Source organism: Pseudomonas sp. KH_024_B2 (genome assembly GCF_057839965.1).
In genome coordinates this window covers 1434139-1446444 of sequence record NZ_CM174502.1, presented here as the reverse complement: position 1 = coordinate 1446444, position 12306 = coordinate 1434139, and the positions used below count along the sequence as shown (strand labels likewise).

12 protein-coding genes and 4 tRNA genes are annotated in these 12306 nt (G+C 59.2%); 2 read left to right on the top strand and 14 right to left on the bottom strand.

Features of this window, described 5'->3' with window-relative positions:
- Positions 1-22 precede the first annotated feature (22 nt).
- The 10 genes from AC3I0A_RS06810 to AC3I0A_RS06765 all read right to left on the bottom strand — a co-directional run bounded on the left by AC3I0A_RS06810 (position 23) and on the right by AC3I0A_RS06765 (position 9072).
- Positions 23-1009, bottom strand: a complete 987-nt coding sequence (locus tag AC3I0A_RS06810) for a type II secretion system F family protein (protein WP_489376874.1) — start codon at positions 1007-1009, stop codon at positions 23-25.
- Positions 1006-2442 carry a TadA family conjugal transfer-associated ATPase gene (locus AC3I0A_RS06805; protein WP_489376873.1) on the bottom strand — a complete coding sequence of 479 codons (1437 nt, stop codon included), beginning with the start codon at positions 2440-2442 and terminating at the stop codon, positions 1006-1008. Before AC3I0A_RS06805 ends, AC3I0A_RS06810 begins: the two co-directional genes overlap by 4 nt.
- A 3-nt stretch (positions 2443-2445) precedes the next feature.
- The gene (locus AC3I0A_RS06800) at positions 2446-3663 is read right to left on the bottom strand and encodes an AAA family ATPase (protein WP_489376872.1); all 1218 of its coding nucleotides are present in this window, start codon (positions 3661-3663) and stop codon (positions 2446-2448) included.
- Positions 3657-4151, bottom strand: coding sequence for a TadE/TadG family type IV pilus assembly protein (locus AC3I0A_RS06795; RefSeq protein ID WP_489376871.1), 495 nt, complete (start codon positions 4149-4151; stop codon positions 3657-3659). Before AC3I0A_RS06795 ends, AC3I0A_RS06800 begins: the two co-directional genes overlap by 7 nt.
- On the bottom strand, positions 4151-4645 hold the full coding sequence (locus AC3I0A_RS06790; protein WP_489376870.1) for a TadE/TadG family type IV pilus assembly protein: 495 nt from the start codon (positions 4643-4645) through the stop codon (positions 4151-4153). Before AC3I0A_RS06790 ends, AC3I0A_RS06795 begins: the two co-directional genes overlap by 1 nt.
- An 8-nt stretch (positions 4646-4653) precedes the next feature.
- Positions 4654-5994, bottom strand: coding sequence for a TadE/TadG family type IV pilus assembly protein (locus AC3I0A_RS06785; protein ID WP_489376869.1), 1341 nt, complete (start codon positions 5992-5994; stop codon positions 4654-4656).
- A gap of 150 nt (positions 5995-6144) precedes the next feature.
- Entirely contained in the window at positions 6145-6969 is an 825-nt protein-coding gene (gene cpaB / locus AC3I0A_RS06780; protein ID WP_489376868.1) for a Flp pilus assembly protein CpaB, read from the bottom strand.
- A gap of 12 nt (positions 6970-6981) precedes the next feature.
- Positions 6982-8304 (bottom strand): DUF8689 domain-containing protein, encoded by a 1323-nt coding sequence (locus AC3I0A_RS06775; protein ID WP_489378442.1) that lies wholly within the window; start codon positions 8302-8304, stop codon positions 6982-6984.
- Positions 8305-8321: 17 nt separating this feature from the next.
- Entirely contained in the window at positions 8322-8840 is a 519-nt protein-coding gene (locus AC3I0A_RS06770; protein WP_489376867.1) for an A24 family peptidase, read from the bottom strand.
- A gap of 25 nt (positions 8841-8865) precedes the next feature.
- Complete coding sequence (locus AC3I0A_RS06765) at positions 8866-9072, bottom strand: Flp family type IVb pilin (protein ID WP_489378441.1); 207 nt, start codon at positions 9070-9072, stop codon at positions 8866-8868.
- 448 nt (positions 9073-9520) lie between these two features.
- On the opposite strand from AC3I0A_RS06765, the gene AC3I0A_RS06760 reads away from it, so the two are divergent.
- Positions 9521-10414 (top strand): helix-turn-helix domain-containing protein, encoded by an 894-nt coding sequence (locus AC3I0A_RS06760; RefSeq protein ID WP_489376865.1) that lies wholly within the window; start codon positions 9521-9523, stop codon positions 10412-10414.
- A gap of 135 nt (positions 10415-10549) precedes the next feature.
- Here the strand turns inward: AC3I0A_RS06760 and AC3I0A_RS06755 are convergent.
- From AC3I0A_RS06755 to AC3I0A_RS06740, 4 genes are all read right to left on the bottom strand, one after another.
- A tRNA-Asp gene (locus tag AC3I0A_RS06755) sits at positions 10550-10626 on the bottom strand.
- A 19-nt stretch (positions 10627-10645) separates the two neighbouring features.
- Positions 10646-10721: transfer RNA gene (locus AC3I0A_RS06750), tRNA-Val, on the bottom strand.
- A 170-nt stretch (positions 10722-10891) separates the two neighbouring features.
- Positions 10892-10968 (bottom strand) — tRNA-Asp (locus tag AC3I0A_RS06745).
- A 19-nt stretch (positions 10969-10987) separates the two neighbouring features.
- A tRNA-Val gene (locus AC3I0A_RS06740) sits at positions 10988-11063 on the bottom strand.
- 162 nt (positions 11064-11225) lie between these two features.
- On the opposite strand from AC3I0A_RS06740, the gene rdgC reads away from it, so the two are divergent.
- Entirely contained in the window at positions 11226-12146 is a 921-nt protein-coding gene (gene rdgC / locus AC3I0A_RS06735) for a recombination-associated protein RdgC (RefSeq protein ID WP_489376864.1), read from the top strand.
- Positions 12147-12306: the final 160 nt, after the last annotated feature.

Sequence of the window (12306 nt, the reverse complement as noted above, 5' to 3'; positions counted from 1 at the left end):
CTCACCCTACGGCTGTTTACGACTAAACCTGAATCCGGATGATTTTGCGTATCCAGAAAATCCCGATCAGCATGGCAACAAAAGCCCCCACGATCAGTTTCTGGCCTATGGGTTCCTTGATAAGCATGGGCAAATAGGTCGGGCTCGAGAGCACAATTGCCGCCGCCAATACAAAGGGCACGGACACCAGTACCCAGCCCGACATACGTCCCTCGGCCGAGAGGGTCTTGACCTTGCGCTGAAAACGGAAGCGCCCACGAATCAGGCTGCTCAAACGCTCCAGCACCTCTGTCAGGTTGCCACCCGTTTCGCGGTGGATCAGCACCGAGGTCACCAGCATCATCACGGTCATGCTCGGCATGCGTTCCAGCAGGCCCAACATGGCTCGGCGCACATCATTGCCGTAGTTGATATCGGCGAAGGTCAGGCCGAACTCATGGGCCACCGGCCCCTGATGCTCCTCGGCCACCAGTTGCAGGGTCTCGTTGAACGGGTGCCCGGCACGCAAGGCCCGGCACATGGCATCCAGTGCATCCGGCAGTCCCTCCTCGAACTGCGCAAAGCGCTTACCGCGGTCGCGGGAGATCTTCAGCACCGGCAGCCAGAACACGACCGCGGCCGCCGGAACAGCCACCCACCAGAAGTGCGTAAACAACCAAAGCCCAAGACCCGCCGCTGTCGCCAGGATCAGCCCGAGTAACAGCACCCGATAGGCACGATACTCATGCCCGGCTTGCTCGATCATCTGCTCCAGCGCCTCCATCGCCGGCAACTGCTCCAGCCAGGCTTCCAGCGGCGACAGCCGCCGCAGGTATTTCTGCCGCAGCACCGTCTGCATATTCGGCAGGTTGCTGGCCCGTTCCAGCAGCTCAAGGCGGCTGCGGATCCGTTTACGCACCTGGCTGGCCTCACCGAACACCGGCACCACCAGCCCCTGGCTGAGGAGGAATATGGCGGTGAACACCATGCCAAGGAACGCCAGGATAAATTCACCGGGGATCTGACTCATGACTGCCCCTCCATCCATTCCGGCCGGAACAGGTTGAGCGGTAGCTCGATACCCCGTTTGGCCAGCACATCGCGAAAGGCCGGCACCATGCCGGTGGGGCGGAACTCGCCCAGTACCTCACCGTGTTCGCCTATGCCAGAGCGGACAAAAGCGAAGATCTCGGTCATGGTGATGATTTCACCCTCCATGCCATTGATCTCCTGCACGCTGATCAGCCGCCGCGTGCCATCCTCCTGACGCTCCAGCTGGATCACCACACTGAGGGCCGAGGCGATCTGCTGGCGCATGGCCTTGATCGGAAAGGTCGCACCGGTCATCGATACCATGTTCTCGATCCGCCCCAGGGCATCGCGCGCGGTATTGGCGTGGATAGTGGTCAGCGAGCCATCGTGGCCGGTGTTCATCGCCGTCAACATATCCAGCGCCTCGGCACCGCGCACCTCACCGATCACGATGCGGTCCGGGCGCATACGCAAGCTGTTGCGCACCAGTTCGCGCTGGCCGACCTCGCCACGGCCTTCGATATTCGACGGACGGGTTTCCAGGCGCACCACATGGGGCTGCTGCAGCTGCAACTCGGCCGAGTCTTCGATGGTGACGATCCGCTCGTTATGCGGAATGAAGCTGGACAGCACGTTGAGCATGGTGGTCTTGCCGCTGCCGGTACCACCGGAAATCAGCACGTTCAGCCGCCCCCGGACGATGGCCTTGAGCATCAGCGCGATGGCCGGCGTCAGGGTGCCCATCTTCACCAGACTCTCGGTGTTGAGCAAATCCACCGCGAAACGCCGGATCGACATACTCGGCCCGTCGATGGCCAGGGGCGGGATAATGGCGTTGACCCGCGAGCCGTCCTTCAGACGTGCGTCCACCAGCGGCGAAGATTCATCGATGCGCCGCCCCAGGCTGGAAACGATACGGTCGATAATATTCAGCAGATGCTGATCGTCGCGAAAGCGCACATCGGTTCTCTGCAGCTTGCCGAAGCGTTCGACATACACTGAGGCATGCCCGTTGACCAGAATATCGGACACACTGTGGTCGGCCAGCAGCGGCTCCAGTGGCCCGAGGCCAAGCACCTCGTCGGTGATCTGTTTGATGATCAACTGGCGGCTGACGGCACTCACCGGCGCCGAAGACTCATCGAGCAAGCGCTGGCTGATCTCGCGGATCTGCCGCCCGGCCTCAGCCGGTTCCAGGGAATCGAGCAATGACAGGTCCATGACCTTGAGCAACTGCTGGTAGGTCTTCTCCCGCCACTCGATTTCCATCGGGTTGAGCTTGGTTTTGGTCTCATAGAGTACGTCCGGCACACTGGCCTCCCAGGCCATTAGCTCACTTACGCATGCCTCACCGTTGACGGGTGCTTCCTGCCCGTCTGCGGGAACATTCTTGCCGGACTGACGCAGGCGATTACGAAATTCGCTGAGCATGACTTACCCTCCGAACAGACGGCTAAAGGTGCGTTTAAGTAAACTCTGCTCGTTGGCCTCGATCCCGATCAGATTCTGGCTCAGCTCGCGCAGGGCGACAGTGACAGGGGAACGCGGCGTATGGACCGCCAGTGGCACCCCGGTGTTCTGGCTTTCGCTGACCACCGCATAGTCATTGGGCAGTTTCTGCGGATCCGTGCAGCGCAGGGCCTCGGCAATATCCTTGAGGCTGACCGGCGAGGTCTTGTTGTAGCGGTTGACCACCACCTGCAGGCGACTACCCTGCACTCCCAGGTCGTCACGCAGGATGCGCGTCAGGCGGGTGCCGTCCTTCAAATGGCTGAGACTCTGCTGCACCACGATGTAGATCTGGTCGGCCTGCTCCAGGGTGACGCCGGTGAGGTGGTCGATCTGCCGCGGCAAATCCACCACCACCCAGTCATAGGTGCTGCGTGCCAGGCGCAGCAGGGTTTCCAACTGTTCCAGGCGCACGTCCTGCGCCAGGAACAGCTCTCCGGCACGCCCGCCGAGCACATGCAGGGTCGGACTGAAATGGCTGCAAAAGCCGCGCAAGGCGACACTGTCCAAGCCCTCGACCTGCCGCAGAACCTCCACGTGGCAGTGCGTCGGCTGCACATCCAGGCAGTGGGCTACGCTGCCGAACTGCAGGTCCATATCCAGCAGCAGGGTTCTGCCGCCACGAATACTGAGCTGGTGGGCCAGATTACAGGCCAGCATGGTGGCGCCAGAGCCACCCTTGGCATTCATCACCGCAATCAGTTTTCCGTCCGTCACCTGCCCCGCCTGGACCTCTATCAGCATCCGGCCGAGTGCCGCCAGCAACTCCTCTGGCGCCACCGGCTCGGGCAGAAAGTCCCGGGCGCCGGCCTGCATCGCCAGGCGCATGCCCTCGAGCTCATCCAGAGGCCCACACACCAGCAACGGTGGACGCTCCTGAGCAGGACGCTGCAACAGGGCCGCCAGCTCATCGCGCCACAAGTGGCTGACGCGCAGCAAGAGGAAATCAGGCATCTGCTCCAGCCCATACAACGGATCGGTATGGCCGTTGCTCACCAGCCGCGTACTCACCTGCAGATTTGGCAGGCGCTGGCTCAAGGTTTTCAGCTGTTGCAAGGCCTCGGCATCGCGGCTACTGATCAGCAGGCGCGGGCCTTGCTTATGGGCAGAAGTGGTAACGGGAACTTCTCTGGTACTTAACATGGCGTGATATCCCCCGCCTCGGCATGACGGCCGAGGCTTTCGCGAGGCATGGTCGATCTGAATGCTGGCAAGGTGAACACCCCACCGAACCCGGGTATAAGCAGGTTGAAGCTGAAGTTCGCCACCCGTAACTGGACATATCGGATGGCGCGAAACCCGTTGACGCCGGTGAGATCGTTGGGACTGGCCACCGTAGCGCCGTTCACGTCCAGGTAAGTCAGGCTCAGATCGGCCGTAGCCAGGTTACCGATCAGGCTGCTGGCGCCACTGTCGGTGGCCGCATTGAAGATCGCCCGGCGCAGAATGATCGGGTCGCTGATATCACACACTGCCGCCAGGCGAGCGCCACGGCGTACGGTTTCATTCAGCGCATTGACGGTGAAATACAACCGACCCATTTCCAGCACGCCGAACAGCAACGTGAACAGCAGCAGGCCGATGATGGCGAACTCGACCACATACACCCCACGCATACGCTTGATGTTCATCACAAGGCCCTCATCACGACAGTCGAGGTCAACGCAATGCCGAGCGGCACTGCATTGCCAAAAAAGCCTGGCAATGCATTGCCGATCACCGGCTGGAAGGTGTAGGTGATGCTCACCTGTACATAGCCGATACCTGCATTTTTCTCAGGGACAGTTGTTACATCAGTGACCGAAACTTCGTTGGTGGTCAGCCCCGGCACGGCCGGGAGGTTGCCATTCGGGTTGGTAGGCGTGCCAAAGACGGCGACGCTCTGGGTCCGGGACCGCAGAGTGGAGTCCAGAACGACCGTGCCAAGGGTAGCGTTCCAGGCCTGGCCGGCGACAAAACGCCCGGCATCACGGCTGGCCTGCAGCAGGCTGTTGTATTGAAACAGCAAGCGGCCGAACTCGCCGATCGCGAACAGCAGCAACAGCAACAGCGGCAGAGTAATAGTCAGCTCCACCATCGCGACCCCACGCTGGGCCTGTGGCCGCTTGAATGCACGATGTCCCATAAAACCTCCTACGAGTCAGTGCTCGGCGTCGCGATGCCATTGATATAGGTCTTATAGAGCTGAATGACCTGCGGACCGGTGTCAGTCCAGGGGTTGGGACCGGACACGTTGTCGCCTTCGCACTGTTTGATGAACTGACCGAAGAGCTGCGACTCGTTGCCCTTTTGACTCATCGGCTGCAGCACGAAAAAGCAGGCGAAGCCGAGCACCGGTACCGAAGCCGTCCCGCCGTCCGTGCCACTGCACTGACCGACCACGATCTTCAGCATGCGCCGCTCGAACGCTCCACTGGACTCGCAGCCGCTGACCGCACCCGCGGCACAGGCCGCAGAGCTCTGCACCCAGTCGTTGTAATCGAGCAATGGGCGGCTGGCGGTGGACAGATTGCCGTCAGTGGAGGTGATCGGCAGATTGTCATGCTCGATCCGGGGCGGCGCTTCACTATCGTCGTATTTCAGCTCTGGCGAGTTGTAGCTCGTCACCAGGTCCGGCGGATAGTCCGTGGCGTTGAGGCCACCTGTATACTCGCCGAAGCGCGTATTCATGCCCTGAACGGCAGGCCCCACGGTATTGCCCGGCTTGGTCTTGACTTGCTCGCCGATGGTGTTGCACTGCATGATCCCGCCCGCCAGCCCGTCTCTGATGGTATTGCCACCGGAACCAAAATCGAGCAGTTGGAAATTGCCAGGGCCGATCGGCGAGCTATCGTCTGCCCCGGTTTTCAACAACTGCAGATCACCGAAGTGATAACCCCAGATATTACCGGTACTCGGGTTGTACTGAGCGGGATCACCGCAGACCATCAGCGGCGAGACATCACAGGGGCTGGTCGGGCTAGGTCCGGCGGTGGCGATGGCCGCTACGGCCTTGTTCGGGGAACCGCCTGCTGCTTGAAAAACACCCCAGAAAAACTTGGACAAGGGGTAGTTCGATACCGTTACTCGCACATATTTCGCATCAGCCGGCCCAGGAAAATCGAAAGGCCCATAGACGCTCGAGGCCAGCTCCACTGTGGCGAAGTCGGCGACACTATTGGCAATGGCGGTGGCCAACTCCTGGTTGCCCATGGCATTGGCATTACGTGTCAGCGTAGCGCGCGCATCGCTTTGCACCTTGGTGGCTGCACCGGTTGCGCCGTACACCATCATGAGCGTCTTGGCCCCGCTCAGCGCCGCCGCATCCACCGCATTTTGCAGGCGTGTCTTGTTCACCAGCATATGGCCGCCGTCCAGCGCCAAAGCACCCATCAGCAGGATGGAAGCCAAGGCAATCACGACCAGCACTATCACCGCCCCGCGCTGACCTTTCGGAAATGCGGTGAACGGCCGTTGGATACGGGGTCTCATCATCAAGCCCTCATGCTCTACCGAGATTGATCTGAATCGGCTGGCCGGCCGTGACCTGCAGGGTACGTACGCCTGCCAGAGCAGTGCCAAACTTTCCGATATTTCGCGGGGGTGTCTCCTGGCGCAATGCCTACAAGGATTGCGCCAAGGGACTTACAGCTTGGTTCTCACTTCAGTGACCTCGATGCCGCGAATCACAGTGATACCGCTACTTTCACCGCCGCCGACACGTTTAACGCGTACTACCGGTTTTGGCGCTGGAGCTGGAGCTGGAGCCGGAATCTGGGCCAGTGCAACCGGCTGAACGATCGCCGGTTTTTTCAGGTTATCCAGCGGATTGCGCAGGGCCAGTTGCAGCTTCCCTTCGGTCATCCCTTTCACCAGAATTTCCGTCTGTTCCGGGCTCATCTCCAGGGTTACCGCGCGCACCACCACCGGCTGGGTCTTGTCGGTGCTGGCAGTCTGGTCAACCGCCAGCACGCGCAGATCCTCGAGAATGGTTTTGGCCTCGGCATTATTGTTATTGCCGTTACCCTGTTTGGTCGCCAGCACGTCGACCCGATTACCCGGCAAGAGGAACCCACTCACCCCGACCACATCATCCACGCGCAACGATATGGCACGCTTGGTGGGTTCGATCAGCGAGGCCAGGGTGCTGCCACCGAGGTGCTCGGCCAGGCGCGCGCCACGCAGAATGTCACCGCGCAGCATGGAGAACGTGGCGATCTTGCCCACCACCTTGTCGGTGGAATCGAAGGCATCCTCCGGCACCGTATCCTTGGGCATACGCACCAGCGTGACCTGCTGGGCCTCGACCATCTGCCCGAACGAAATCTCCACCGTGGCCACCACCACGCTCTGCAGGTTATCGTCCGGGCTGGCATTGAGCCGTGCGCTTAGCCAGGTGTTGGCCATCCATGCGGCGCCCAGGCCAAGGACCAGGGACAAGGCAATCAGGGTGAGAGTACGAGAACTCATGTCGGTATCTCCTTATCCAAGAAAGTCGAGCTGAACGAAGTAGTTGCGCCAGGCCCATTCCAGCTCCTGCGGCGACAGCGGCCCGGAGCCCCCCAGGTAACGCTGGCGGTCGAGCGCCATGCTCAACAGGTCGCGGGGGTGGCAAGGCACCAGGGGCATGTTTTCGGATTCGTAGAGTTCCCGCAGCACATAGTTCAACAGCAGAGGGTCATAGGGAACGCCCAGCCGTTCGGTTTCCTGACGCCAGATTCGTTCGTAATCAACGGGTTCCAGGTAGCCGAATTGCAGCTTGTAGCCAATTCGCCGCAGGAACGCCTCATCGGCCAGCTCCAACGGGTTGAGGTTGGTGGAGAACACCAGGATCAGGTCGAACGGCAGTTCGCAGTGCCGCCCTCCGCCAAGGTTGAGGAAGTCACGTTTTTCCTCCATCGGCACGATCCAGCGATTAAACAACGCGGCCGGGGCCATGCGCTGGCGGCCCATGTCGTCGATGATGAACAGGCCATTACTGGCCTTGAGCTGCAAGGGGGCCTGGTACTGGCGAGTAGAGGGGTCGTAGCGGACATCCAGCTGTTCCATGCTCAATTCACCGCCGGTGATGATGATCGGTCGCTTACAGCAGAGTAGTCGACGATCGATCCCTTCACTGAGCAGCAGACTCTTCTGCGGTTCGTCATTATCCAGGCGCTGGTGGACCTGAGGATCGAAGATCTCGATCACCGCTTCATTGATCGCGATCGCATGGGGTACCCAGATGGCTTCGTCAAACAGACGGATCAACCGGCTGCTGATATAGGTCTTGCCGGTACCTGCCGGCCCGTAAATCATGATGGCGCGCCCTGAGTTCATCGCCACCCCCAGTTGATCGAGCATGCTGTCGGCGAGCACCACTGCGCCGAAAGCGCCATGCATGTCCTCCGAGCTGATGCGACCATGGTGGATGGTCTGCATTTTGATCAGCGAGCGATAGGCACTCACTGGATAGGGCGCCGCGCCAATATAGCCGCTGCGCGCCAGGGCATCGCGGGCGGCACAGCGGCCGCGCTCCGTCAGGCTGTAGCGCAATGCCTGGCCACCGCTCTGGCCGAGGATCTCGACGCGGCCATCCTTGCGCAGAAAGGCCAGAATCTCTTCCAGTACCGCGCCGGTCAGCGCCAGGCGCTCCACCAGTCGCGACAGGTCCAGCACGCCGGCATCGTGCAGATGCTTGCAGACCAGATCACCGAGAAAGTTGTCCGCCAGGCCGGTCTCACGGATAGTGCGCGGCTGCGGAGCCAACTGCTGCACCGCTTCCCGCTCGTCGGGGTAGACGTTGTTGTCGCTGATGGCGTACATCATAGTGTTCTCCCGAACTACTGGCCGAAGGGCAGCCAGAAGACGCTGGTTAAAGTGCCGAGCAGAATCGCGAGCGAATAAGGAAAAGGCTTGCCTGCTACTTCATCGGCTTGCGGCGCAAAATAAGCCCGGGCCCTCAACATCAGCCAGTAGCGCCCGAAGGTCTGCTGTATCTGACCGCGCACGAGCACAATCAGGAGCCCGCACAAACCACCTGCCATCAGGCTGAAAAGCGCAGCCCAGAGTGCGTCGTGCGGAGTGAGAAAGGAGCCGACCATGGCCATCAGCTTGACGTCGCCGGCAGCCATCCCCCCCAGGGCGTACATCGGGAGAAATATGGCAAAACCGATCAGCATGCCCAGCAATCCATAACCCAGCCCGGTTACTCCAGAGGTATAAGCCTGACCGGCCACCCCCAAACCCAGCCCCAGCAATATCAAGAGGTTGGGAATACGGTGGTGACGAAGATCGCTCACCACCGCCATGCCCAGCAGCCCCGGCAGCAAAACGGTGGTAACCAGCTGCTCGATGGACATCGCCGTATCTCCCGACCAAGAACTATTACGCAGCAGTTGTACACGCAACGTTAGCATTGACGGCTTTACACAGATCCTCGATGTTGAGTTTCACTTCTGTTCCAAGAGTCACGAACGCTGCGGCAACAGCTACCGTAATCAACCCGCCCGCCACCGCATATTCCACAATGGTCAGACCATCTTCGTCGTTGATGAATTTCAGCACCGAAGTCTTGATAGTTTGCAGATTCATTTCGCCCACCTCATTTGTAATCAGTTGAGTGTTGGTCTTCTCAAAGACGGTGCTGAATGCACTGCCTGGTTGAAACCTTAGTTGGGAGGGCAATAGAAGGGTTAGGAGTTTTTTGTCGATCATCAGGAGTTTTTTGCTGTCATTGCCAAGACAACAAAAATAGTAAAGGCACCGTTTTTGACGGCAACGGAAAGCGTAAGAAAAGGAATAACTTACGAATGAATCTGCAACTGATTCGCAAGCGACGAGCGGTCAATCCCGGGCCCATCGAAAAAGGAAAGGGTGCGCTGGATTCTGGCCCCCTCAGCAAGGTATAGAGCGTAACGAACTATATTTTTAGTTTTTTATCAGGATTTGATCCTACGAGTCATGGCACAGTGATGATACTGCTGAACGAAGAAGAACAAATAAGAAGAGAAAACGAGGCACAGGAATAAGGATCAAGGAAATGAAGCCTGACTCGGGCAAAAAACCCTTCCTTTTATGGTTCGATCTCACTCGAGATCGATCGGCTGAAGAACTGATCGCGCAATTTCGCTCAGCCTGCGTTTGTCGGCTGGCAAAAGACTCCAGCTTTTCCGAGCAGGATTATGCCCAACCACCGGACATGATCTGCATGCATTATGATCGCCCCGACATGCCCGGCCTCAGCCTGTTGCTGGAGATCAAACACACCCTGCCCTCTGTGCCTATCGCCATGTTCACCGTGCAGCACTCGGAAGAGCTGGCTGTCTGGGCCATGCGTTCGCGGGTCTGGGAGTACATGGTGCTGCCCCTCTCGGACGCCGAGATCAGCCGTTTTCTGCACGCCCTGGAGCAGCTCTGCGAGTTGCGCCGTAACTCTGGTTCCCAGATCAAGAAGACCGTGATCGAGCATGGCCCGTCCCTGCCGGACAGTATCCGGCTGACCGCAGAACATCAGAAGCACCAGGCACTCAATAAGGTGCTGCTGTACATCGAGCAGCATTTTCGCGACAACGTCGACCAGAAAGAGCTGGCAAAGCGCTGCGGCATGACCACATTTCGCTTCAGCCGTCTGTTCAAGGAAGTGAAAGGCCTTGGCTTCATGGACTACATCCTGAACAAGCGCATGGACTACGCCAAGGAGCTGCTCGACAACAGCCAGATGCCCATCACCAGCATCGGCTATGAGGTCGGCTTCAAGGACCCGTCCTACTTCGCCCGTGCCTTCAAGCAATTCGCCGGCTGTACGCCCAGCGAATACCGCCTGGCGCGCCGCGCCGGAACGCCTATACCTTTACCGGTAAAACCAAGGCCGGTAGTGGAGGCTATACCGTCAGAGGTGATCGACAGCCTGCTGTTACGCAGCAACGAGGCCTGACGCGTCCGATATAGAACCGAGTCAACCCCCGGAATCATCCGCGGCACAAAAAAGCCAAACCCCAGACGGCAAAAAGCCCGCGCAAGGCGGGCTTTCTGTGGTGACCTGGCGTTCAGCGTTCCAGGTGACCGAATATGGCGCAGCGGACGGGACTCGAACCCGCGACCCCCGGCGTGACAGGCCGGTATTCTAACCGACTGAACTACCGCTGCGCGTAACACTTGAAGCGAATGGTGGGTGATGACGGGATCGAACCGCCGACCCTCTGCTTGTAAGGCAGATGCTCTCCCAGCTGAGCTAATCACCCTTCACTTTCGGTGTGGGCGCATTCTCTCACAAAAAATCATAACGTGCTGATTTAAATAAAAAAATATTCAAAAAAACCGAAAGTTTTTCATGAAAGGCAGACAGCAAAAAGCCCGCACAAGGCGGGCTTTCCGTGGTGACCTGGCGTTCAGCGTTCCAGATTACCGAATATGGCGCAGCGGACGGGACTCGAACCCGCGACCCCCGGCGTGACAGGCCGGTATTCTAACCGACTGAACTACCGCTGCGCGTAACACTTGAAGCGAATGGTGGGTGATGACGGGATCGAACCGCCGACCCTCTGCTTGTAAGGCAGATGCTCTCCCAGCTGAGCTAATCACCCTTCACTTTCGGTGTGGCGCGCATTCTACGTAGCGCCCCCTACTCTGGCAAGCACTTTTTTAAATAGTTTTTTCAGGCCTTCCAAAGGCTTAGCTGAGGGTTGGCCTATCACGCTGCGAAGAGAATAATGCCCTCCTTTTGTATAGAAGGAGAGATTCACCCCATGTGGTTCAAAAACCTGCTTATCTATCGCCTGACCCAAGATCTGCCTTTTGATGCGCAGGTGCTGGAAACCGCACTGGCCACCAAACTGGCCCGTCCATGTGCAAGCCAGGAGTTGACCACCTACGGTTTCGTCGCGCCATTCGGCAAGGGCGAAGATGCACCTCTGGTGCATGTCAGCCAGGACTTCCTGCTGATCGCCGCGCGCAAGGAAGAACGTATTTTGCCAGGCAGCGTCGTACGTGACGCCCTGAAGGAAAAGGTCGAAGAGATCGAAGCCGAGCAAATGCGCAAGGTCTACAAGAAGGAGCGCGATCAGCTCAAGGATGAAATCATCCAGGCCTTCCTGCCCCGCGCTTTTATCCGTCGCTCGGCCACCTTCGCAGCCATCGCGCCAAAACAGGGCCTGATCCTGGTCAACGCTTCCAGCCCGAAACGTGCCGAAGACCTGCTGTCGACCCTGCGTGAAGTGATAGGCTCGCTGCCGGTTCGCCCGCTGACCGTGAAAATCGCCCCAAGCGCGACCATGACCGACTGGGTAAAAACCCAAAAGGCTGCGGATGGCTTCTTCGTGCTCGACGAATGCGAACTGCGCGATACCCACGAAGACGGCGGCATCGTGCGCTGCAAGCGTCAGGACCTGACCAGCGATGAAATCCAGCTGCACCTGAGCACCGGCAAAGTGGTGACTCAGCTATCCCTGGCCTGGCAGGACAAATTGTCTTTCGTGCTCGACGACAAGATGGTGGTCAAGCGCCTGAAGTTCGAGGATCTGCTGCAGGATCAAGCGGAACAAGACGGCGGCGACGATGCCCTCGGCCAACAGGACGCCAGTTTCACCCTGATGATGCTGACCTTCGGCGAGTTCCTCCCGCAACTGTTCGAAGCCCTGGGCGGCGAAGAGCTTCCGCAGGGGATCTAAGGTAAGCGCAGAACCTGTGGCGAGGGAGCTTGCTCCCGCTCGGGTGCGCAGCAGCCGCAAAACCTGTGGATGCGGTGTGCCTGCCAAAATGCGATCGCAGGTTTTAGGGCCGCTTCGCGGCCCAGCGGGAGCAAGCTCCCTCGCCACAGGGTATTGAGCA